Raw genomic sequence first — 25,715 nt, forward strand, 5'->3', positions numbered from 1 at the left:
TTTTCATATTGTTAGATTCGTTTAACTGGAATCCACCAACATAATTTCGGTGGATTCCAGTTATTTTTCATATAACCTTTTATAAACTAGGTGATTTTCTATTTTTAGACTGCTGTTCATACGCATATCCAATATTGAAAAGCTCTTTTTCACAAAACTGTTTCCCTACAAACACTACACCGATTGGTTCTCCATTTTTATCATATCCAGCAGGAACCGCTAATTCCGGATAACCAGCTACAGCTGATAGAAGGACTTCATCGTTATTAATCATAACTAGAGCATCCAAACCTTTTTCTACTAAATACCTATCTAGCTCTTTTCTTGCATTTTCTTGACTCGTTTGCACTACGTTTTCAAACTCTTCTTTCGTTATAGCAGATTTTTCAGACCCTTCAATTAATGTTTGTCCGTATTTTATTCGTCTTTTACTATCCTTTTTATTAAACGCTATAATCTCTTCTAACGATTTTACCGGTACATTCTTTTGCTGTGAAAGATAGTCGTTTACATTATGCTTGAACTCATATTCTAATGTTTGCAAATTATCTACACCCTCAGCACTTAACTGGATATTATCAGTTAATATCGCACCTGCATCTTGAAGGTCTTTTCTAATTTTTTCTGCTACTGCTTTTCTATTTTCATCTTGTTGGTCTACAGAAAAAAGAAGCCCTATCTTTTTCCCTTTTAATCCATCTATTGATAAATCCTTTGTATAATCAATCCTTTCTTTATCTTTCATTTTTTCTGTCATAATATCTTTTTCATCATAACCTATCATTGCATTAAATAGCGTTGCTGCATCTTTTACTATTCTTGCCATAGGTCCTGCTGTATCAAGAGTTTCAGCTAATGGAATAATTCCTGTTCTACTTACCATACCTAAAGATGGACGTAACCCAACTACTGATTGCTGCGCCGCGGGTGCAACAATCGATCCCGTCGTTTCTGTTCCAATTGCAAGCGGCGCAAAATCTGCTGCAACTACTGTAGCAGATCCTGAACTTGATCCTGAAGTATCGAATGTAATCGGACCGTACGGATTTAAATTTTGTCCTTTCTTCCCGCTATACCCGCTTGGCATTGTAAAAGATAAATAGTTCGCCCACTCAGACATATTCGCTTTTCCTAAAACAAATGCTCCTTCTTCTTTCAACTGCTTCACAATTGTTGCGTCTTGATCTGCAATCCAATCTTTTAATACATAAGTTCCTGCACTAGTCGGCATCACTTTTTCCGTCTGTACATTATCTTTTACAACGACAGGAATACCATATAAATTCGACTTTTTGTTTCTCCCCCGCTCTTGATCTAACTTTCTTGCTTCTTCCATCGCATTAGGATTTATCTCTGTAACAGAATTTAATGTTATTCCATTTTGATCATGTTCTTGTATTCTAAAGAGATAAATACTCGTTAATTCTTCATATGACAACTTTCCATCATCAATCATTTTTTGAAGCTCATCTATAGTCGCATTTACGACTTCTTTTTCTTTTATCTTTACATTTTCTATATTGATTCCTTTAAGCTGATTATGTATCGGTTGTAGCACTCTTTCTTTATCATATACAATACGCTCAGGTTCCTTTGGAAAATAATTTTTATACACGTAATATCCGCCGGCACACGCTAATAAGACAATGCCTCCAGTGATAGACAGCGTTACCTTTACCCATTTCTTCATGTTGCTTCCTCCACTCTATAAGATGCTTAGCTATACAAAAAAGAGAGTTACCTTTTACTTAACTCTCTCCAATCAAAATGCTAAATGAAAAAATGAAAGATTTCAATCTAATTACTTCTTTTTTTGCATTTGCTTTGCTAACATTTCTTTCACTTGATTATACGTTAATCCTGAATTTTTATTTAAACGCTTTACTTCCTCAACATCAGTACCTACCACTGTATATTTTTTCTCATCATTCATTTTTCTAATTCCCTTCTCACCGTATTATTTCTTATATTTCTTCCCTAAATGCGCATAAATTAACACCACTACAAAAAAGGAAGCTGTTTTTTAGCACAGCTTCCTTCTCGTTACATATTGTATTTCTTAATAAAATTTCACTACATCTTCAGTAGGCAAGAACGTTCTTTCTGCTGGTTGTTCGTTTGGTTCACCAAATGGCATTTGACCTACTAAGCTCCACTCTGCCGGAATGTTCCAAGTTTCTTTCACTTCAGCATCTACGATTGGGTTGTAATGTTGTAATGACGCCCCAATTCCTTCAGCAGATAATAGCATCCACACAGTATGTTGTAACATCGCATTTCCTTGATGAGACCAGAATGGAAACTGATCTTTGTATAATGGGGCATTTTCTTGCATTTTTTCTACAGTTGCTTGATCTTCAAAGAATAGAACTGTTCCTACACCTGCATGGAAGCCTTTTAGTCTTTCTACAGTCGCTTCAAAGTTTTCTGCTGGTACGCGTGCTCTTAGTGTTTCTTTAACGATATCCCAAAACTTTTCATGCTCTCCATCCATTAATACAACCATACGACCACTTTGCATATTGAAAGATGTTGGTGCGTGTAAAGCTGTTTTTAACACTTCTTCAATTCTTTCTTTCGTAATTGCATCGTTTTTTGTTACTTTACGAATTGAACGGCGGTTCACGATTGCTTCTTTTAAGTTTGTTGTAGTTGCTGACATTTTAATTCCTCCAAATGTTTGTTTTATCATTTATTTTGTTATTTCATAACAAGCGAATTAGCAATATCCATCGGTATTACATTGCATACCTTCAAATGAATTTGTTTTATCCTTTTCAATTTCTTTATCAATGACCCTTTCTAGTGTTTCTTTACTAGCAAGCCCTTGAATGACTTCATCTCCAATCATGACAGTTGGAACAGCCATAATATTCGCTTCATCATATGCGTGTTGAATTGCTTCTTGATGCTTTTCTTTATATTTACGAGTTACTAAAGCATCTTTAAATTCCGCCTCAGGAAGTCCTACTTCTACCGCTAATTTTGTTAACACATCAATATCTTCAATGTTTTGCTCTTCTTGGAAAAATGCTGTGAATACGCGGTGATGATACTCATTACCTAGTCCACGTTCTTTCGCAAATTGACATCCTTCGAAAGCTAAATGTGTATATGGATGTGGTGAAACACGTGGCAAGCGCATATCAATTCCTAACTTCTTCGCTGTCGGAAGAATGAAAGCATCCCATGAACCTAATTTTTCTGGTTCATTCCATGGATCTATTTTTGAATATGGACTTGGACGTAATTCAAATGGCATCCATTCAATCTCTACATCTTTCTCTTTCGCTATCTCATCTAATGGACCTTTTGCTAAAAAACAAAACGGACATATAAAATCTGAGTATACTTTCATTTTTACAGTCATAACTTTTACACCTTACCTTATCGTTGTAATCAAACCAGTTACATTGATGATAAAAAAAATATAAATATTATTTAAACATTCATTTTTTCTTGCAAAGTTTCAAACAACTGCCCCATCGTAATATTTCTCAAAACTTCTTCCATCGCGGATTGCGCTTGAATTAAAATAATTTCTAACACCGCTTGAATATTCGCCCCAATTGGACAATCTGGATTCGGTTGCTCGTGAATATGAAATAGCTTGTCTTCTTCGACTACGTTCACTGCATGATACACATCTAACAATGTGATTTCATGTAAATCCTTTAGTAATCCCGCGCCACCCGGTCCACGATTTACGTAAACAAAGCCAGCTTGTTTCAAGTACGACATGATTTTACGAATGACTACTGGATTTGTATTGACACTCTCAGCCATATAGTCTGAAGTACAAAGTGAAGATGGATTGTTTTTCAAAATAGATAAAATATGAACAGCTATGGAAAAGCGGCTACTAATTTTCATCGTAATCACCACCTAGATGTAATCATTATAGTTACAAATAAAAAATAAGTCAATCCTTTTCATAGATTTTTTATAAGCAAATTAAAAAGTGCCCCATTATGATATATGAGACACCCCTTTTTATTCTGCAAATAGCGCTTGAAATTCTTCAATAAATAGCTGTACAGCGATTGAAGAATCCTTTAATGAAGGAACAGCTAAAGCAATTTCTCTCCATACTTGCGGTTCCAATTCTCTCGTTTGCACATTCTGTGGTAAATTCGTTAAAGATAATTCAGCTAATATTGCAATGCCTAATCCTTCTTGAATCATATTTAAAGCTGTAGTAACGGTAGAAATTACATACTCAGCCCGAAGTGGTACGTTGGCTTGTTTAAACATATCAATGATGGGTGGTTCGTATCCGCCCTTACATAATATGATCGGTTCATTCTCCAAATCACGAATTGTAATAGAGTCCTTCTTACAAAGAGGATGATCCTCTCTTAAGATAGCAACCATTTTTCCCTTCGTTAACGGGACAATCTCCATCTCTTTATTAGGCAAAATAACAATTCCTATATCAACAACCCTCGATATTAACCAATCTTCAACTTCTTTAATTGTTCCTTCACAAAGAACGACCTCTAAGCTCGGATACTTCTCCTTAAAATGGTTTATCATTTTCGGTAAGAAATGTGCAGAAGCACTCGGAAAACTCCCAATTCGAATCGTCCCCACTTCGTGTCCTTTCTCCATCGCAACTTCTTGTTCAATCTTCTCTACACCGTTCAAAATCTCTCTAATATGTACAAGAATTCTGTTTCCTACATCCGTAACGAGTAATCCTTGTCGTTTATCACGTATAAGAATCGTAACTCCTAACTCTGACTCAATACTTGAAATGGCATGACTTACAGCTGGCTGCGTCATATTTAACACCCTGGCAGCCTTCGTAAAACTACCTAACTCAATAGTTTTTATTAATACTTGCAGTTGTGTAATAGTCATAACTAATCACTTATACTCCTTATAAAAAAGATTCATTTTATTTATTACATTCGATATCATATCATAGTGAAATGAATAACAACAAGGAGGTCTTACCGTGACACAGCTTTCTCGAACTAAGACGGCCATAATCCTTACCTTTCTCGTTTTCATGTGGGGAATCAATTGGCCTTTATCTAAGTTTGCCCTGCATTATACACCACCCGTTTTATTTGCAGGCGTTCGAACTTTAATTGGAGGATTCATTTTACTCCTTTTCGCTCTACCCAAATATAAAGAATTACATTTAAAAGAAACGTGGCATTTATACGTTATTTCTTCTTTACTTAACATCATTATATTTTACGGGTTACAAACTGTTGGTCTTCAATATATGCCTGCTGGGTTATTTTCCGCCATTGTATTTCTACAACCAGTTTTACTCGGTATTTTCTCGTGGATATGGCTTGAAGAATCAATGTACGGCTTGAAAATTTTCGGGCTTGTTCTCGGATTTATTGGTGTAGGTGTTATTAGCTCAAGCAGTTTAACAGGACATATTTCTGTTATTGGAATCCTTCTCGCGTTAGGATGTGCGATTGGCTGGGCACTTGGCACAGTATTCATTAAGAAGACTGGTCACCGTGTGAATGCCATTTGGATGGTAACAATTCAGCTTCTTATCGGTGGTCTTTGTTTAATCGGATTTGGCTCAGAATTTGAAAGTTGGTCTAGTATTGCTTGGAGTATGCCATTTGTTAGTGTACTACTCTTTATTTCATTCTTTGTTATTGCAATGGGGTGGCTTGCATACTTCACACTCGTTGGAGCTGGTGAAGCGAGTAAAGTAGGGGCTTATACATTCCTTATTCCCCTTATCGCTATTATTGTAAGTTCAATCTTCTTACATGAAGCCATTACAATGAGCTTATTTATTGGCCTATTATTTATTGTTGTGAGCATTTGTTTTGTAAATATAAAGCCGAAAACACTTGCTGTAAGGCAGCAGGTTGAAGTGAAATAAATATGAGAAAGAGCCTACTATTTGTAGGCTCTTTTTTATATCTTATTTTTTACGACGCACTACAAAAACACACGCACCTACCGAAGATACAATTGCCAAAATAGATAAAACAATTGCTATCAACTGCATATTACTAGTACCTTCATTCTTTTCTACATTAGATACTTCACCATGTTCTCCTGTTAATGACGTACCTTTTGCAATTGTAGTAAGTGAATGCGGTTTTTCAGCTTTCTCATCGCCTGTCCATTCAACAATTTCTCCGTCTTTATATTGTTGATATGCATCCCAAGCTATTTTTTGTTCTTTATCCGGATTTTTAGCGACGAAAGTAAATCGCTGGAACTGACCGGGTAAAATCCCTTCTCCTATTGCTTCCCATACTACAGTTTTCACTTTTCCGGCATTATCTTTCTGCTCTTCCACTTTCCACCCTGGCACTGGTTCATACTGTTGGAATTCCACACCAGACGGTATTTTCAGTGTAACTTTTGTTGTTGCTATATTCTTTTCAACTGGTACTTTTATCGTGTAAGTCTCCCAAGAACCGATGTCAGAAGTTGCTGGCTTCACAGTAACGTGCGCACTAACAGGTAACGAAAACATTCCCATTGTAATTGCTGTTGCGATCATTGTTGTTCCTAATTTTTTTATACGTTCCATTTTCAATTAGCTCCTTTTTATCTATACCTACTCTTTATCCCGCTATTCGCCGGGTAGCCCAATTGATGAGGGCTGCTTAAAGTTTTACTTTATCTGCCACCTACAATAAATTTATAATCCGTATCGAAGCTATCAAGCGATTTCGTTAATCCATGTACTTGTATATTCCAGTTTCCTGTCATGTTAATATACATACCTTCTGCTTCATATTCTCCCGGTGAAACTGCCGAAACTTTAAATGATCCTTTTCCCATATTCATATCTAACGATTGAGTCGTTAATATAATTTGTTCCATATCAGTAACGGGTTGTCCGTTCTCATCCTTTAAAGTAATATGGAATATATTTTGTCCTACTCTATTAGGACTTACATTTAGCGTCATTTCATATCCATTATCTAATTGTTTACTCTCTGTAAAAGGTCCAGTAGGAGGCATCGGTGGTGTTTGTACGTTTGTCATAAAAGCTACGATGACGAAAATGATAATTCCAATGATAAACTCTACTTTCACCGTAGCACCTAATCCTTGCTCCGCTCTCATTTTCCCTTTCACATAATGAATAATTCCCAATATCCCCATGAAAACGAATAAAAGTATCTTTGCTAGTAAAGCTAATCCATACTTCGTATCAAATAACGAGTGGATTGTTGGAATAAAAAATGTACTGTTAAAAAGACCTGTTATTAAAATCACAATGACAGCGCATGTTGCCCACGGTGAAAAACGCTTAATCATATCCCAATACATATTCCATTTGTTATCCTCTTTACGTAACAGAAGAATAATAGACGATAAACCACCAATCCATAATGAAGCTGCGAATAAATGTAAAAAATCCATAACAACAGCAATATCTTTAAACTTTAAACCATATGCGTGACTATTAAATGCTTTCATAACAAGTATTCCAATAAACAGCACTATTGGAATACTCCATACTTTAAACGACGAAAACTTCTCATGCTTCACCGCAAAATACGTAACAATTATAAGCGTACTAATGAGAATCATTTGAGTGATCCATATATAACCAAAAACAGAAAGCTGTAATGTTTCTTTTAATAGTAAAGGGTTGAATGCTTCTAGCCACGAAACATCGGCATTTATTTTCGCTTGCAATGGTAGGTTGAATAACAAGCTAATAAATATCCCAAATAAGGAGATCCATATTATGTTCTTACTCCTTGATCGAACCGAGGTTGCATTCCCTTTATACATAATAAGATTAAAGAAGAGAACTCCTAAAAATAGCGAGAAACTCGTATATAGAATCCCACGTTCCATAATCATATCGATTTGCGGGACATACCCCATCTCTTCCACTTGTATATCGTCTGTTTCCGCTTCCGCTAATCCAATCCGAAACGGGATAACTCCTTGAATTGGATGTCCATCAGCTGAAATCACTTTCCACTGAATGGAGTAAAGACCATTTTTGAGGTTTTCTTTTAATCCAGCTTCTAATAGCTTTTTATTTTTTTTATCAATATGAGCATCTTTTAAATCGACTCTTTTACCTGATGTATCTCTCACGTACAATGTATTAAAACTTGAAACTTGTATGTCCTCATCGAATTCGATTTTTACAACAGATGGTGCTTTCTTCAATGTTTCATTTTCAGTAGGGTTTGATTTCACAACGTACGCATGAGCAGATGCACTTTTCGGTATCAATATGATAAGCACACATGCAAGTAATAACCATGTCCCTAATCTTCTCATTACTTTCATACTCATTTCACTTCTTTCTTCCTCATCGCTCTATTTTCATTCCTTTAACTTCCGAAGTTTGATTCTCCGGCGAAATATTAACCTGATTAAATATAAACTTCTAGAAAGTATAACTCTTTATTTCTCTTCCACCTCTAAACTTCTAATATAATAGTAACTATCATGATAGATACAACTTACATTTTTAAAGTCGATTGTTATTATATCATAAAATATATTTATGTAAGTTATCAAAGAAGAAAAGTTATCGTGAATCATTTGTGAAGAAAATGTGAAATACATAAATAAAAAGGTATTACGTTATTACGTAACACCTTTAAAAAAATATCCCTCTTCTATTTCTCTTCCGGATAATCACAATACTCGATAATCGTTCCTTCAGTATCCGCTGGGTTAAGATAAATTAACCTTCTACCGTGCTTATTAATGCGTAGTGTATGCTCTAATGTCCGAATACCTTGTTCTTTTAACTCTTCTAGAGCCACATCTAAATCATCGACACGATACGCAACGTGATGAACACCTTTACCTTTTTGTTTAATAAAACGGGCAATTGGAGATGTCGTATTATTCGTCGGTGCAAGTAATTCAATTCTATCTCCATCCACTTCAAGAATGGCTACTTCGCTTTCCACACCAGGAGCTTCACTTACGTAACGATCTATTAAAGTTCCTAGTAACACATTTTCATAAAAACGTATCGTACTATCTATATCACGAACTGCGATTCCGATATGATCAATTGTTTTTTTCATTTTATTTCCCCTACTACTTTATTTTTTCTCATTATTAATAGTAACAAAAAAAGCTATAGAAACAAGTTCTATAACTTTTTTTATTTAACCTATTTTTTTATCCGCTCTAGTTGCTGGTTGAACTTGGTTTTTCACTTTTAAAATACTAAGTCCATATCCGATAAATCCACCGATAATCGCTGGGAAGATCCAGCCTAATCCTACTTCCTGCATCGGAAGGAATTTAGTGAACACTTGGCTTACTACTTCAATGTTAACTCCAGCTGCACTTAATCCATCGAATAAGCTGATGATAAATGTTACGATTAAGCTCACTTGATAAACTTCAGCTCTTCCTTTGAATAATGAATGGAAGAATGTTAAGAAAATCAATACGATTGCTAGTGGATAAATTGCTGTTAATACTGGAACAGAAACTGCGATTAACTGTGTTAATCCTACATTTGCAACAATTGCACTAAATACACATAGCGTGATTGCAATTGCTTTGTAAGGAACATTTGGGAATAACTTATGGAAGAATGAAGAACATGCTGATACAAGTCCCACACTAGTTGTTAAACAAGCTACTGTAATCATTAATCCTAATAATACTCCGCCATATGATCCGAAATAGTAGTTAGAAACTTTCGCTAATACTTCTCCGCCGTTCTCTAAATGTCCAAGCTTTGCAACACTTGAAGCACCCATATAAGAAAGTGCTGTATAGATAATTGCTAAAATAGATGCTGCAATAATTGTCGCTTTTGCACAAACGACCATAATTTGTGTTTTCGTTTTCGCACCTTTTTCTTTAATAGCATTGATAATGATAATCCCGAATACGAATGATGCAAGCGTATCCATCGTTAAGTATCCTTCTTGGAATCCTTTAAAGAATGCATGTGATGTATAAGCTTCCACTGGTGCTTGCATATCTCCAATCGGATGTATAAAAGCAACGATTACTAAAATACCGATGAAAGTCAACTTAATTGGTGTTAAGATTTTTCCAACAATATCGACAATTTTCGCGGGATTTAGCGAAAAAAAACAAGTGATACTAAAGAATATAATTGTGAAAAGAATTAAAGGTGTAGAACCTACTCCTTCTGGCATAAACGGTTTAAGACCAATTTCATAAGAAACATTTCCTGTTCTCGGTATTGCAAATAACGGACCAATCGCTAAGTATAAAACTGTTGTAAACACAATCCCAAACACTGGGTGAGCACGACTAGCTAACGACTGCAAATCATCTTTACCTGAAAAACCAAATGCTAGCACACCTAGTAATGGTAATCCAACACCAGTTACTAAAAATCCAGCGTTAGCAATCCATACATTCTCTCCTGCTGATTGACCAAGCATCGCTGGGAAAATTAAATTTCCCGCTCCAAAAAATAGTGCAAATAACATTAATCCAATAACTACTATGAACGAAAACGGTACTTTATTCGCCATAATATAACCCCCATTCAAGTTTCCTTATCTCATTTTCCAATTTTAACTAATTGAATTTTCTGAATATTTAATTTAAGTATCAACTATTCTTGAACTCATTATAGTTTGCTATATAATATTTTGCAATACTATTTTCGAACTTTTCTTTTATTTTATAAATATACATTTTTTAACATGAAAAATAGACTAAAAAACCAACATGGTCATCCATGTTGGTTTTTCCATTTACTATCATGAATTAAAATTTTGCTGCTACTTTTTTAACGTTTTCTAGACCTTCTTCAACAATTTGTTGTGAACGATCTGGATATTGATTGTGTCCTTCAATTACAACTGTCTCTGGATTTGTAATTCCCCAGAATCCAAGTACCGTTGTTACGTAATTAACTGCCATTTCCATAGGAGCCATTTGCTCTGAAGAGTAATCTGAACCACGAGCACCTAACACAACTACTTTTTTACCACCAACTAAACCTTCTGGGCCATTTGCTGTATATTTAAACGTTTTTCCAGCTTGAGATAAGTATGAAATATATGTGATTAATGGAGCTGGTACTGTAAAGTTCCATAATGGGAATGCAAATACAACCTTATCAGCTTCTAAAAACTGATTTAAATATTGATCTACTGTAGCAACTGCCTTCTCTTCTTCAGCAGTTAACTCCATGCCTTGGCTACGTTTATATCCACCTGAAATCGCGATATTTCCGTAATAAGGAAGATCTAATGCAAATAAATCTAATTCCGTAATTTCTGTATTTGGATTTGCTTCTTTATAAGTACTTACAAATGTTTCATACATTTTTGAACTAACTGCTTGCTCCGCTGGACGATCGTTTGCTTTTACAAATAATACTTTTGACATTTTTTTATTCCCCTCTACATTCGTATTTTCTTCTTTTTTACCAAATAATGAGCTAAATAGTCCCATTTTCTTCACCTAATCTTTCTTTTCATATTCATTATTCATCATCATAAAAATTCTTATTCTAAGAAAAAGTTCCAATAGATACCTTAAGTTACGCTATCACAACTTTTTGTTATTTAATTACCTTATGTAAGTGATTGTAATATAGCCACTTACTTTAGTCAAGTAACTTTTAATAAAAAAATAAAATCTCAAATTAAAAATATTAACTAAAATACAATTGAACACCAAATACATCTTTATTACTTGTATAATAAACTTTGAGAGGAAAATTCATATATAGAAAGGATTTATTCATGAGCACTATAGAAAAGCTTCAAACTTTTATTATTCTTTTTGCTGTTACATGCGGCATCGTACTCGGACAATTTAATATGATACATACGTATTCAGACAAATTTATTGTCCCCTTCTTATTTTTCATGCTATATGGATTATTCCTCAGCATTCCATTAAAAGAAATAAAAAACGGATTTCGCAATTTAAAATTTGCTGGAACAAGTCTTACTATTAACTTCTTATGGACACCTTTACTCGCTTGGGGGTTAGGAGCACTATTTCTTTCCGATCATCCAGCACTTTGGGTTGGATTTATAATGTTAATGGTTACTCCATGTACAGATTGGTACTTAATCTTTACTGAAATAGCGAAAGGTAATGTAGCACTTTCTACTGCAATTTTACCTGTAAATTTAATTTTGCAAGTACTGCTCCTTCCCATTTATTTATTTTTATTTGCTGGTGTCATGAAAACTGTAGCGATTTCTGTTTTAGTAGAAAGTATTGTTATCGTAATCGTCTTACCATTTATACTTGCACACGCTACAAAGTTCATTATGAATAAAATGAAAAAAGCTGAAACTCTCGAGAATAAACTCATTCCGTTTTTCAGCTCTGCTCAAATTATATTTTTAAGTTTAGCAATAGTAGCGATGTTTGCATCACAAGGTAAATATTTACTGCAAAATATGAATGTCGTTTTATTATTACTCGTTCCTGTTCTATTGTTCTTCATCATTAATTTTTTACTAGGACAATTTATCGGGCGCATGATGCATTTATCTTACAAAGATACAGTAAGTCTAAGCTTAACAACGTTAGCAAGAAACTCACCTGTTGCACTCGCTATCGCTGTGACCGCTTTTCCAGACGAACCTCTTATCGCACTTGCACTCGTTATTGGACCATTGATTGAGTTACCGGTACTAGCTTGTGTGTCACAAGTTTTGTTGCTTATTAAGAAAAAACGGCAATATGCATAATAAAAAACGTCCCATTTTGGGACGTTTTTTATTATGGAAAGACTACATACAACACTTACTTCTTATTTATCAATACAAATGAAATTACCGAAACTACAAACGTAATAATACCAATTATAAATTGATCGGCTCTAAAAATTTTATATGTTATAGAGAATTAACTTTTCGTTACATTAACAGATCCTTTCTAATTAAAAATGATAGGAAACGTAAATATAACGAAAGCTGCCCAAAGTCCGTATATTGGCAAATACTTCGTAACGGCATCTTGGATAGCTTTTGGTCCTGATTTATTTTGCAAGAAACGCATATAGGAAAACATAATCCAAATTAAATTTGCCCAGACCAGTATGTTTACACCTAAAACAGCAAGTCTATTAGGTGTAATCCCGTAAGAAGAAAGTCTGAATACTATGGCTGACAATGCGACAGTGTCAATAATAAGCGCCAGAACAATTAAGGAAAAATTTATATAATCTGAAATGTTCTTTTTCTCGTCCGAGTCACTCTCAACGATAGAAAATATAGTAACAGCCAATACGCCAAGCAGTATTCCGTTGAAGGCCATTAGGAAATTGCGATCCAAGAATGGATTTTTCCCGACCCAAATTACCGTTATAAGATAGATAAGCAAGGTAATCAGGACGAGAGGACTAAAAATTTTAGATATGTATGGTGTAATATTTTTAGCAAGCTTAAGATTCATTGATACTAAGTATGCAGTCACAATAGCGAGAGCCGCTGCTCCAAATAAAACAACATTACTAAAATAGAATTCTCCTATATCTAAGTCAACAAAGCTAAATAAACGCATGGTGAATACCGCAAGTATCATTCCGCTCACTGCCATGCTCCCGTAGAGAAGACAATATTCTAAATTAAATTTAATATAGGCTAATCTTGTACTGCCTTTTGAATATTCATTTCCTGTAAATGCAAGCCCTACTAAGACCCATAAAAATATAGGAAGATGTAAATAAGCAAGTATGGTACTGTCTTTATAATTTACTGGCAGCGTATTAAGATAATACCCGGAAATTAGGAACAACGCTGCAAGGGAATAAATAATACTTTTTTTCGGAGTATTATTGTAAACAAAATAAGCAGCAATAAAGGGAATTACACCAAAAGCCAAATTAATTGGAGCAATTGCTTCCTGCTCAACAAAGTGGAAAATGATTCTAGTGCTTATGCCGGCCAAAATAGCTAAAAGGCCCATGAATAAGAAACCATTTTGAAACAAAGATGTTTTTTCTTTATTTACCTTCTCCTTGAAATGCAACCTTTCATACCAAGCAGCTAGAACCTGAGAATCAGGTTTTTGGTCCCATGCTTGTGAGAATGATTTTTTAAAAGCTTTCGGATCTTTTCTATACATCTTCTCCAACTCATGAGGGTTATCCATATTTTCGATAATCAAATTTTGATTGTTCATAATTTTACCTCCTCTAATAAAAAACAGCTTTGTTACCTTTCTATAAAAAGCATCTCACTGATTTATTATGATAATGATTTTAATACACAATTTATTGTTTTACAATAAATAATTATCAATTATAAAGATTTTTTATTGTATATTTCATTTCAAACAAAAATATATAGTACTACTTATTCAAAAAAATATCCTATAGAATAGACTTTTTTAAGCGTCTATTCTATAGGATATTTTTTAATTATCATATTTTTATTTGTTAAAACAACTTAATTCTCAAACACAAAATTAATCTTATTATCTTTCCACTCTAACTTCGCATCAAATGTTTTCTCGCCCTTTTTAAAGCCTTTAATTAAATCGGTCTTTTCACCTTTTAATAGCTTTGTCATATTCTTTTGCGAAATTGTTTTACTTAATATTTTCTTCGAGATGGTAAAGTCACATTGTGTCGTGTTGTAATTAGAACAGCCGTAAAACGTTGACTTATCAATTACATCGCCATCACATTTTTTACAGCTACCAACCTTTTTACCTGTTGTAAATTTCGATCCTTTTCGCTCAATCGATTCAACATGCAATCCAGTAAAGTCCCATTTCTCTGACATTTCCACTGCATCTTCAATAATTTTAGCTGAAAGCTTTTTCGTCTGTTCCATAAATGTAGCTGGTGAAGCTGTACCTTCACCAATTTCCGCAAGACGTTGTTCCCATTTCGCAGTCATTTCTGGTGAAGCTAGTATTTTGTCACCAATTGCGGTAATTAATACTTTTCCTTTATCAGTTGCATACACTTGGTTTTTCTTTACATCTATATACTTACGGTCTTTCAGCATCGTAATAATACCTGCGCGAGTCGCTTCCGTACCTAAACCTTCTGTTTTCTTTAATACTTTCTCCAGCTCTTCATTCTCTAAATACTTACCAGCTGTTTTCATTAACGTAATAAGTTGTCCTTCTGTATAGCGCTTCGGTGGCTGTGTTTTTCCTTCTTTCACTTTCACCTTTACAACTTTTCCTTCTTCGCCTTCAGCTACAATTGGAAGAATGGTTTCGTCATCTTTATCGTCTTGGAAAATAACTTTACGCCAACCTTCTTGAATTTGCTGTTTTCCTTTTGAAATGAATTCAGCACGTTCATCTACAAGCGTAATGATTGTTGTATAGTCAAAGATTGCAACTTCATAATGAGCTGCAATAAGCCTTCTTACGATCATATCGTATATTTTCTTTTCATCACCTGATAGTCTGCTTGGGTTTGTAACTTGCTCTGTCGGAATAATTGCGTAGTGATCTGTTACTTTCTTTTCATTTACATAACGCTTGTTATTCATAATGGATTCAACCGGAGCCGGTAATAAGCCTTTATATTCATCAAACTGACTTAACTTCTGTAAAATATCAGGGAACGTCGCTGCTTCTCCTTGTGTAACATAGTTAGAATCTGAACGTGGATAAGAAACAATCCCTTTTTGATATAGTGCTTGCGTTATATCAAGCGTCTTTTTCGGTGAAAACTTAAAGGCTTTATTTGCCGTTGCTTGCAGTGATGATAAGTTAAATAAAAGCGGCGGCTGAAACTCTTTACGCTCCGTTTTCATTTCCTTCACAACAGCCGGTTTCCCTTGGCAAAATGCCGCAATTTTATTCGCCATATCAGGGTCTTTTAAGCGGGATTCATTATCCTTTTCCCATTTCCCGTCATATTTCTTTCCTTCTATATTAAAGGTTGCAAACACTTCCCAGAAAGGCTCTGACTTAAAGTTTTCAATTTCTTTCTCTCGCTTTACAATCAATGCTAACGTTGGTGTTTGGACACGACCAGCAGAAAATACATCATTCATTCCTTTTTTCTTTAACAAAATACTAAAGACACGTGATGCATTCATACCAACAACCCAGTCAGCGCAAGATCTTGTGTATGCTTCGTAATACGTATTAATTGTATCTGATTCATCAAGTAGATTTTTAAATCCTTGGTAAATAGCTTGCTTCGTTAAAGATGAAATCCATAGACGTTTCATCGGCTTTTGCACGTTACAAAGATTAATAATATTTCGTACGATCAGTTCCCCTTCACGCCCAGCATCTCCTGCGTGAATGATTTCTGTTACCTGTGGATTATGTAACAGCTGTTTCACAACGTTAAATTGCTTATACTTTGACTTTGTTACTTCAAATTGAAATCGTTCAGGAATCATCGGTAACGTATCAAGTGACCATTTTTTCCACTCTGCGTGATAATGCTCTGGATTACATAACTGCGTCAAATGACCAATTGCCCATGTACAGTACGCTCCATTTGGAAATAACTCATTCGCTTCTACTTCTAAATATCCATCTTTCCGGCGATATTTAAACTGTGAAACAAGAGCCAACCCTTGATCTGGTTTCTCGGCAATAATTAATTTCATTTTATAACTCCCTATCTGTATTCCAGTGTTACTTTCATTGTCTATATGTTTAGAAGCGATGATAAAACAACAATCTTATTTATCATTCGCGGTTTGTCTCGCAAATGGGAGACCTATAATATTATACGCTTATTCTTTATGGCTTCACAATAGAAACTCATAATATAACAATTTCTTTGATATCCTTAAACAAAAAAAGACACCATAAAATTTGGTGTCTTTTTCTCTATTTTTTAACCACTATCTTTTCATTTACATTGTTTTTTATACTCTCTTCATTGCAATTAATTTTATCGATACTATCTACCTTCAATTTACCATCATTTTTCTAAAAAAGATGGTACTGTAAGGAAATGCCACAATAATTTATGTATTAAACTTTAAAAAATTAGAATTTTTTTTCATTTTATCCATAGAATACTTTAACTATCTCGTTGTAGTAGACAAATCATAATTTGCTCTTTAACAGCGAGCTTTCTCTACATGATTATTAACTCTCTTTAAAATCTATCAATCAAGTTGTATCCATTTCACTATACTCGCTCTAGAACTTTAAGGTTAGATTTTGTACTTTTTCCAAATTCAATATATTTCCCGTCTTTATATTTAGCCCTAAACTTTTATCATTATCAAACCAATCAACTTCTAATTTTGTAAATTTAAGATTTTCCTCACTCCTTATTTCATAAGTGTAGAGTTTATCCCATAATCCCCATAAATGAGGATATAATCTCACTTTCAAATTAAAGGGTTCTAATATACATGTAAATAATTTTTGTTTTTTATTCTGACCTACATGTATTGATTTAAATAAATTATAGGCTACCAAACGTGATTCTCCATTTCTATTCTTATCAGCAATCAATAAACATAACGGTTTTTTTAATGAACATAATAAATTAATTGCTTCTGATTTAAATGTTAGGTTTAAAAAAGTTGTATTATTATCTTCTGTACTAATCCGCTTACACAAAAAGTTATCTAAAAATAACAAACCAGGATAAATCTCATCTTCCTTAATCTTTTTTAAATCGGAAATATTCAAATATTTACTTCGAGTTAAAAAAACATTTGTTTTAAATATTTTACATAATTGATAATCAATGAGATTAAAATCACCAAATTGAAAAGTACAAAAAAATCCCTGAGCTTTTTTACACAAATAAATGTTATCTAATCCTACTATTTCTTTAAATCCTTTGTAATAATGAGGGGTTAATCTATATTTTCTTTGTATATATTTATTAATCCGATACTTCCGCCAAAGGTCTATTACTTCTACATTTGTAAATCTATTAAAAGATGCTAGTTCTTTTGATAGGTTAGCAAGGGCTATAAAATCACTATATTCTGACCCAATTATTTTCTCAGTAGCTATTTGGCAATCTATAAAGGATTCAGCCAGATAATTTAATTCCTCATTCACGTAATTCCTCCTAATTTCTAGATAATTTATCTTCATTTTGATTTTATTAAAATGAAGCTTTTTAATATACCTCTACAAATATTAAAAGATGTTTATGTTATATATATTTGCACGACACCTAACTATTACAATGATCTTATATCCTCACTTATTACATCATGAAGCACACAATTGTATGTATCCTTAAATCTTTATATTTTGTCCGCACTCAACTTGCATAATATTAAGTACGATTGATAGGCAGTAAACCATACATATTTCCCCTTTTTTCACACCCGATAATTAAAATTATGGAATACTAATTGTTTTCAATTAACAAAAATCCCCTATCTTCATAATCCTCGTTAGTAATTTTTTAATTATATTTTTATTTATAATTTCTTGTGCTATAAATTCTCCATTATAACAAATACTAAAAACCGCAAAAAAACACTGTATTTTCTTTTGTTATTAATCTATGAGTATTAAAAGAAACTTCTTTATCACTCTTCTAGGTCCCCACAAACCCCCAACAGCAATTTTGTTTTAGTATAAGCCGTTATTTTAGTTAAGCATTCTCTTTCATTAAAGAGATAATCTCTTTAATCTTTTTAAATACAATTTCATTAGATATTTGTGGATGCATAGTACAGATAGATAATTTATGATTTTCATCTATGAATAATTTTTTTAAATAATAATATCGATTATCCAATACACTTTTCATTTTAATTATTTCTAAATAATTTCTTAAATCAATTGAAAATGACTCCAAAGGTATCGATAACCCTCTCCCAATCGCTTTAATATAACTCTCTTTTAAAGTCCATAAATCGTAAAATCTATTAATTTGTTCGTTTTGTGATTTAATGGAAAATACATATTCCGCTTCTTCAGTGGAAAAAAAAGATAGCACTAGACTTAAATCTATCAATTTAATAATTTCTACATCAATTCCCACTGGTGATGAATCAAATGCACAAACCACCCAATCTCCTGAATGTGATAGATTGAAATAATTTCCCTCTATCTTTATATAAGGCTTGCCATAGGCATTGTAATATATATTAATATCTTTGTTCTTTAATGATAATTGTTTACCTAGTATAGATCTAACTAATATTTCTCCAACTAATGTTCGTTTTGCATCTTTAAAATGCAAAAAACTCTTTATTTTTTTTTGTTTTTCTAATGGAACATAGCTAAGAAGTTCTTCAAAATCATTGACAGAAAGCTCCTCTGATATATTTACGGCGATTATTTGCATCTGCTCCTACCTCACATTAAATTTCATAAAATCTGTACTACACAAACTGCTTATGATTTTAAATAATATACAGATTCCTGTCTTTTTGCTGTATTAAATACCGAAAAAATAATTCCTAAAATCAAAATAATACAACTATATCTATACGTATTATTAAAACTATTAGTAATCGCTTTTTTATATTGCTTCTTTGCATCCTGATATATATCCGAGATTGTTTTTTCTTGTAATTCAAAATCTTGATTTACTTTTTCTGCAAGCTCTTCAGGAGTATTATGTATAGCAACTTTTTTTCTTTCTTCTATTTGATAAATAAATTTCTCTAAAGAATCTTTAGAAGATGTGTCTTTCATATGTTTTCTATCTATTTGTTGAACATTTATAATTAATTTCTCTTTTATTTCTTTTGGCATATTTGTATGTTCAACTTTGTTTACCATTTCTTTTTTGACCAGATTTAGTTGTGATTCCAATTGATTATTTAGTAATGCTACTAAAACTGCTACACCTAATATACTACCAATAGTACGAGATATATTTGTTATGCTAGAAGCCATACCCGACTTATTAACAGGAACACTTAAAATTGCAGTAGTAGATATTGGAGCAAGTGTGCATCCTGTTCCTACCCCACCTACTGCTACTCGCCAAATATAATCTAAACTTGTAAAATCTGTAGACATTGTAGTAAAAGAGTAAGTAGTAACAGCTAATAACAACATTCCTGCCATTCCTATCCATCTACTACCTTTTTTAGTGGCTATAGGTGTCATTATAGTTGTCACAATCATAGAAAATATGGCCAATACACTAATTATCAGACCTGCTTTCAATTCACTTATTCCTTGAACCTGTGTTAAAAAAAATGATAATAAAAAAATGATATTCATCATACCCATTCCTACTATAAATAGCAATAGATTTCCGACTGAAAATTGACGATTATTAAATAGCCAAAGTGGTAATATTGGATACTTTGATTTTTTTTCAATATTAATAAAACTTATAAAACTAATAATAGATATTACAAATAATAAAATTATATACTCTTTGTTCCAACTATCGTCATTCACTTTTAATAAAGCTAAAACTAAAGTAAATAAAAATAGAGAAGATAACAATACCCCTAACCAATCTATTTTCTTCTCTGATAATTCATCATAAGATTCTTTAAATAAAATCAATACTAATACACAGGCAATCAATCCTATAGGAATATTTATGAAAAAAATCCACTTCCAGCTTAATTGATCACTTAGTATTCCCCCCAAAGCCGGTCCAATAGCTGCAGCAAGTCCTCCAAAGGCCCCCATTATTCCTCCTATAATCCCTTGCTTTTCTTTTGGTACTAATTCTAAACCTAAAGGCATTGCCACCGGAACAATTATAGCTGCTGAAATTCCTTGAATTACTCTAAATAGGACTATTGTTTCCAATGAAATAGATAGTCCACATAATAAAGAACTAATTGTAAATACAAATAAACCTATTACATAAAACTTTTTACGTCCAAATCGATCAGCTAATTTTGCCATAGGTAACAAACAAACAGCAAATGCTAAATTATAACTATTTATAACCCAAGAAATATGTTCTACCGAAGTGTTAAAACTGATTGTCATTTCAGGTAAGACAATATTAACTATGTTTGAATCTAAAATTGCCATAAAAAAACCTGAGATTAAAGCAAATAAAGCAAAGCTATGAGTTAATTTATTATTCATTCTTATCTCCCCAATCTTTAAATTTTTTTACCTTACAGTGCCTTGATAGTAGATTTATATTAGTAAGTACTTACTAACATTTTATCACTTTTTTTACCTAAAACAAATAAATTCTTTGTGCATCAATATAATATACTTCAAAGCTCTCATCGTTAAAGTTAAATATAGGTTGTTGATAATTCTCACCAACAACCTATATTTATTTTATTTAATCTAATTGATTATAAAATTTTTCTATATATTCATTATGATTTGATAACCATTTAAACCCTAAACGCTCTAACATTAAATTTGTTCTGTCACACACTCTTAGAAAATTTGATTCCTTAGTATTTCTAAATAAAAATGAATTTAATAAAACTTGAATTACAGATTGTCTTTTCATTGGGTCTTCAAGGTGATTAGATAAATATTGAACAAAATCATCAAAATTAACAACATCAACCGCTATACCCAAAGATTGAGCAACAATCCCCATATCATTCCAACTAATCTTATTAGGGTTAAAAACATGAAAAATCTCATTTTGAAGACACTCTTTATTAAAAAGGGTTACTATGGCTTCTGCTACCTGATTTACCCCTGATAAATCTAGTACTGGATTTATTAAAAAAGGATAGATTCCTAAATTATTCATTGCCTTTATTACCATATAGAAGCCTTCTTCTCTAAAATTATAAGGCATTTTTTTGGAGCAATAATTCATAAATAAAGAATTCAAACGATATATATTACAATTCAGTCCAGAATCCCTTGCAACTAGTACAGCTTCTTCTGCTAGTACTTTACTTCTTAAATAGTAGTTTTCAATCATATGATTTCCCTTTTTGTCATATTCACTAAATATGACATAATCACCACCACTTGCTATACTAAGTGTAGATATATAGTTGAAATCTTTTTTTAAACCTGTCTTTGCAAACTTCAATACATTTTTTGTTCCTTCGATATTAACATTATGGAAATCTTCCCAGTTCCCATAATGTTTTATTTTTGCCGCACTATGAAGAACACAATCTATTTTATAAGACAGTTTCTCATATTCCTTACATTCCATACCAAATTTATTTTGGGTAATATCTCCTAAGATAATATTGATTCTGGATTGATATTTCTTTAATAGATTTTCTTCATTAAAGTAATAAAGAAATCTTTTATTTAATTTTTCTTTAGCAGCTTCTACTGAAATTGAATTGACTAATAGATATATAGTTGATTCTGTTCTGTTTAATATTTCATTAACTAAATGAATTCCTAGGTACCCTGTTCCTCCTGTTAAAAATATATTGTTATAATTCTTTTGTGACAAAAGAACTTCATTAGAATAGCGCTTAACATCATTAGTATAGATATCTTTATATTCCTCTAATGCTTCAATATCGTTATGATTTATTAAACCTATGTCTTGTGTTATTTTATCTAGTTTGTTTTTTAAATAATTTTGCTTATAAGTCATGTTCTTTGCAAACTCAAAAATTGTAGGAAATGCATATACGTCATTAATAGATACCTCGAATAAATCTACCAACTCAGAAATTATCTCTATCGCTTTTATAGAATTACCACCAAGTTCGAAGAAATTGTCATAAATACTAATAAACTCAGTATTTAATACTTTCCCCCATAAGTCTGCAAGTAGTTTTTCTCTTTCACTACTTGGTTCAACTCTTTTATTCTTTTCTCTTTTTTGAAGTATTTGTAATAATGCATTTCGATCAGTTTTCCCATTTGCATTTAATGGTATTTTATCTATACATATAAAGTTTGATGGGACCATATATTTCGGTAATATTCCTAACAAATACTTACGTAATTCTGAACCACTAAACTCTTTTTCCTCTTTTATAACCAAAAAGGCATATAAAGTCGCTTTTTCATCTTGTTTCACTATCACTTTAGCTTCTTCGATACAATAATAATTTTTTAATATAGATTCAATTTCTTCTAGCTCTATTCTATATCCATTTAACTTAACTTGATTATCTTTTCTTCCTAGAAATTGAATGTCTCCTGTTGGAAGATAGCGAGCTAAATCTCCAGTTTTATACATTAAGGATTCTTCACTAAAAGGATTATTAACAAATTGTTCTTTGTTTAATTTATGATTGTTTAGATACCCTTTTGACAAGCCTTTACCAGCTATAACTAATTCTCCAACCCCACCAATAGGTTGTAACTTTAAGTAATCATTTGGATTAACAATAAAGCACTGATAATTCATAAGAGGGGTTCCGATCGTTATTTCAGTATCTTTAGTAACTTTTTTATATGTAGCCCACACTGTAGCTTCTGTAGGACCGTATGCATTATAAATATCAGCTGTTGTATGCTGCTGAACCTGTTTTAGTAATTCTTTTGGAAAAGATTCTCCGCCTACTATAATTACTTTTAATTTTTCAAGACCGCTTGCATCCTCAATTAATAATTTTAATCTTGAAGGTGTCAATTGTATTATATCAACTTGATTATCCATAATTAATTTATTTATTTCTTTAATATTCATATGTTGCTTCTCATTTGCAATTATAACTTTTAATCCTACCGCTAATGAATATAAAGATTCTAAAATAAATATATCAAATGATATACCTGTTAATGCTAACATTACAGTAGTTTGTTTTTCATTTAATATATTCCTCATAGCTTCTACAAAGTTAGTAAGTGCCTGATGTTGTATTTGTACTCCTTTAGGCTTTCCAGTTGATCCCGATGTGAAAATAACATACGCTATTTGATTCTCTTGTATCTGTAAATCAAGATTTTCAGAACTATACTCTAACAACTTCTTATAATCATGCTGTTTTTTCAACAGATTAGATTCATTAGACTCTTTTACTATGAGTTTATTTACTTCTAAAATCACATCATAGCGATACTTTGTCAGCTCATTTTCAATTTTGCAATTTTTTCCCGATATATTTAATGAATGAATTATATGGCTTTTTATTTGCAAATCATTAAACCAAGATTTTGCTAGAAATAACTCTGATGAAAAATCAACTTTGGTTCTATAATTTGGGTTACTTTTAGAAAAATGAACAAGTGATTCAATCATTTCAGATTTTTTATCCTGATCCATTATATCACCAAGAAATATAACACCTTTCTGATCCAACATATCTGTGGCAATATTTATAACCTTTTTCAAGTAATTATGACCTGGAAAATATTGAACTGTACTATTAATAATAATCACATCAAATTTCTGCTTAATTTGCCCAATTTCATGAGCTGCTAAACATTCTAATTTAATATTTTCAATACCCTGTTTTTTAATGTAGTTTTTATTTTTTTCAATAGTCACATTTGACATATCAGTACCATAATATAATTTACAATATGGCGCTATCTTGTACATTGTAATACCAGATGCACAACCTATTTCCAATACACGAATATTTTCATGTAAATAAGGAGTCAATTTTCTCAAAACGTTATTTGAATACTCTTCCATCTCCTCCCTACTAAATTCTTCTCCTGTATAACTATTTATCCAACCACCCATACCTATTCTATTATTTGTACTAGCTCCAATATGATTCCATAATTTCGGATCCATTAATTCATTATTATGTGTATCTTCCACTTCTTCAATGTTATTACTATCCAAACATACATAAGCTTTAAATTCGAAACATTCCCACTGAAGTTTATTTAGCATCTGAACATAATTAGATTTCGAAATAATAACTTTTATTGCAGTATTATCTATAATATTTTTAATTCTATTTGTAGGTAAAGTCGGATCAATAGGTACATAAGAAGCGCCTGCTTTTAAAACCCCTAACATTGCTATAATGGTATAATGTGATCTCTCAAGTAAGATACCTACACACTCATTTGAATCTATGGTATACTCGCTAATTAAATACTGAGCTAAACGATTAGCACATTTATTAAGCTCCTCAAAAGTTAGTACTGTTTCTTCAAACTTTAAAGCTATTTTATTCGGTGTTAATTTTGCTTGTTTTTCTATTAAGACATGAATTGGTTCATTAAATTCTTGATTAATCGCCTCTATATTGGAATTAAATTCAAATAAAATTTTGTTAGAATCATATTCAGATGTAGCATTTATATTTTTTAGTAGAACATCTGGATTTGTTGTTGTCTCCTCATAATACAATATTAGTGTACGTAGCATCGCCTCTATTGTTTCTCTAAAATATACGTTTTCATTAAATTCAACTTTTATTTCAATGCCGTCGTTTAAATTAAATATAAATGCAATATCCGCAAATATCGGCTTTATGTAATTTATATCTTGTATTTCTTCTAGTAATGTAACTATTGGGAACAAGGGCATTTTTTCATCTTCTAATAAGATTTTATTCTCTTGTAAAATCGTTTGGTAAGGAATTTCTTGATTTTGTAATGCTTCCACTACAACTCCTTTAACTTCATTTATCCAATCTCGAAAGCTTATTTGACTATTAATTTTCTTTCTTAAAGTAAGTAACTGATTTATTGTCTTCTCATCCCCTCCCATATTAATTATAGGAGTTCCAATAACAACATCTTCATTATCAGTATATTTATATACTAAATACATGATTCCTGATAGTAATAAAATATAGGTTCCTAACTCAGAATTTTTACTTATCCGAAAAACATCTCTTACCAATTCATCAGGAAATTTTAATTTTACAATTTCTTTTTTATATTCTTTTAATAAAACACGTGACTTATCTGTTGGGAAGCTGCTCATAGCAACTTCTCCTTTTAGTTTTTCTTTCCAATAACCTTTTTGATTCTCAAAAATTTGATTTGTTACATACGGATCATTCGTTGCTTTACCCATTTTCATTCACCTTTCTAATGAA

19 protein-coding genes are annotated in these 25,715 nt (G+C 32.2%); 2 read left to right on the plus strand and 17 right to left on the minus strand.

Features of this window, described 5'->3' with window-relative positions; translation table 11 throughout:
- Positions 1-79: 79 nt before the first annotated feature.
- The 6 genes from HMAS_RS14815 to HMAS_RS14835 all read right to left on the minus strand — a co-directional run bounded on the left by HMAS_RS14815 (position 80) and on the right by HMAS_RS14835 (position 4,863).
- Complete coding sequence (locus tag HMAS_RS14815) at positions 80-1,690, minus strand: amidase family protein (protein WP_025710356.1); 1,611 nt, start codon at positions 1,688-1,690, stop codon at positions 80-82.
- A 111-nt stretch (positions 1,691-1,801) separates the two neighbouring features.
- Positions 1,802-1,933 carry a hypothetical protein gene (locus HMAS_RS28250; RefSeq protein ID WP_000997344.1) on the minus strand — a complete coding sequence of 44 codons (132 nt, stop codon included), beginning with the start codon at positions 1,931-1,933 and terminating at the stop codon, positions 1,802-1,804.
- A gap of 126 nt (positions 1,934-2,059) precedes the next feature.
- On the minus strand, positions 2,060-2,662 hold the full coding sequence (locus HMAS_RS14820; protein ID WP_001277021.1) for a nitroreductase family protein: 603 nt from the start codon (positions 2,660-2,662) through the stop codon (positions 2,060-2,062).
- Between the two features lie 57 nt (positions 2,663-2,719).
- A complete protein-coding gene (locus HMAS_RS14825; RefSeq protein WP_025710357.1) occupies positions 2,720-3,370 on the minus strand; it encodes a DsbA family oxidoreductase in 651 nt (216 codons plus the stop codon).
- A gap of 71 nt (positions 3,371-3,441) precedes the next feature.
- Entirely contained in the window at positions 3,442-3,873 is a 432-nt protein-coding gene (locus HMAS_RS14830; RefSeq protein ID WP_033695258.1) for an Rrf2 family transcriptional regulator, read from the minus strand.
- A gap of 120 nt (positions 3,874-3,993) precedes the next feature.
- Complete coding sequence (locus HMAS_RS14835) at positions 3,994-4,863, minus strand: LysR family transcriptional regulator (RefSeq protein ID WP_000156743.1); 870 nt, start codon at positions 4,861-4,863, stop codon at positions 3,994-3,996.
- A gap of 97 nt (positions 4,864-4,960) precedes the next feature.
- Between HMAS_RS14835 and HMAS_RS14840 the strand changes: the two genes are divergently transcribed.
- Entirely contained in the window at positions 4,961-5,866 is a 906-nt protein-coding gene (locus HMAS_RS14840) for a DMT family transporter (RefSeq protein WP_000192812.1), read from the plus strand.
- 42 nt (positions 5,867-5,908) lie between these two features.
- Here the strand turns inward: HMAS_RS14840 and HMAS_RS14845 are convergent, their stop codons facing one another.
- The 5 genes from HMAS_RS14845 to HMAS_RS14865 all read right to left on the minus strand — a co-directional run bounded on the left by HMAS_RS14845 (position 5,909) and on the right by HMAS_RS14865 (position 11,391).
- Entirely contained in the window at positions 5,909-6,529 is a 621-nt protein-coding gene (locus HMAS_RS14845; RefSeq protein ID WP_116344899.1) for a YcnI family protein, read from the minus strand.
- Between the two features lie 89 nt (positions 6,530-6,618).
- Complete coding sequence (locus tag HMAS_RS14850) at positions 6,619-8,268, minus strand: copper resistance CopC/CopD family protein (RefSeq protein WP_000062150.1); 1,650 nt, start codon at positions 8,266-8,268, stop codon at positions 6,619-6,621.
- A 329-nt stretch (positions 8,269-8,597) separates the two neighbouring features.
- On the minus strand, positions 8,598-9,017 hold the full coding sequence (locus tag HMAS_RS14855) for a VOC family protein (RefSeq protein WP_000750850.1): 420 nt from the start codon (positions 9,015-9,017) through the stop codon (positions 8,598-8,600).
- 84 nt (positions 9,018-9,101) lie between these two features.
- Positions 9,102-10,460 (minus strand): branched-chain amino acid transport system II carrier protein, encoded by a 1,359-nt coding sequence (brnQ, locus tag HMAS_RS14860; RefSeq protein ID WP_001284786.1) that lies wholly within the window; start codon positions 10,458-10,460, stop codon positions 9,102-9,104.
- Between the two features lie 238 nt (positions 10,461-10,698).
- A complete protein-coding gene (locus HMAS_RS14865; RefSeq protein WP_000522528.1) occupies positions 10,699-11,391 on the minus strand; it encodes an FMN-dependent NADH-azoreductase in 693 nt (230 codons plus the stop codon).
- 293 nt (positions 11,392-11,684) lie between these two features.
- On the opposite strand from HMAS_RS14865, the gene HMAS_RS14870 reads away from it, so the two are divergent.
- Positions 11,685-12,650 carry an arsenic resistance protein gene (locus tag HMAS_RS14870; protein WP_000103825.1) on the plus strand — a complete coding sequence of 322 codons (966 nt, stop codon included), beginning with the start codon at positions 11,685-11,687 and terminating at the stop codon, positions 12,648-12,650.
- Between the two features lie 187 nt (positions 12,651-12,837).
- Here the strand turns inward: HMAS_RS14870 and HMAS_RS14875 are convergent, their stop codons facing one another.
- The 6 genes from HMAS_RS14875 to HMAS_RS14905 all read right to left on the minus strand — a co-directional run bounded on the left by HMAS_RS14875 (position 12,838) and on the right by HMAS_RS14905 (position 25,693).
- Positions 12,838-14,085, minus strand: a complete 1,248-nt coding sequence (locus tag HMAS_RS14875; protein ID WP_001064721.1) for a DUF4153 domain-containing protein — start codon at positions 14,083-14,085, stop codon at positions 12,838-12,840.
- A gap of 266 nt (positions 14,086-14,351) precedes the next feature.
- Positions 14,352-16,496 (minus strand): DNA topoisomerase III, encoded by a 2,145-nt coding sequence (gene topB / locus HMAS_RS14880; protein ID WP_000766734.1) that lies wholly within the window; start codon positions 16,494-16,496, stop codon positions 14,352-14,354.
- A gap of 544 nt (positions 16,497-17,040) precedes the next feature.
- Positions 17,041-17,922, minus strand: coding sequence for a hypothetical protein (locus tag HMAS_RS14890; protein ID WP_116344900.1), 882 nt, complete (start codon positions 17,920-17,922; stop codon positions 17,041-17,043).
- Between the two features lie 547 nt (positions 17,923-18,469).
- Entirely contained in the window at positions 18,470-19,168 is a 699-nt protein-coding gene (locus tag HMAS_RS14895) for a 4'-phosphopantetheinyl transferase family protein (RefSeq protein ID WP_016122317.1), read from the minus strand.
- Between the two features lie 50 nt (positions 19,169-19,218).
- On the minus strand, positions 19,219-20,892 hold the full coding sequence (locus HMAS_RS14900; protein ID WP_016122316.1) for an MFS transporter: 1,674 nt from the start codon (positions 20,890-20,892) through the stop codon (positions 19,219-19,221).
- 208 nt (positions 20,893-21,100) lie between these two features.
- Positions 21,101-25,693 carry an AMP-binding protein gene (locus HMAS_RS14905; protein WP_025710403.1) on the minus strand — a complete coding sequence of 1,531 codons (4,593 nt, stop codon included), beginning with the start codon at positions 25,691-25,693 and terminating at the stop codon, positions 21,101-21,103.
- Positions 25,694-25,715 lie beyond the last annotated feature (22 nt).

Origin of the sequence: Bacillus sp. HMA207 (genome assembly GCF_003402455.1) — a bacterium.
Lineage (GTDB): Bacteria > Bacillota > Bacilli > Bacillales > Bacillaceae_G > Bacillus_A > Bacillus_A cereus.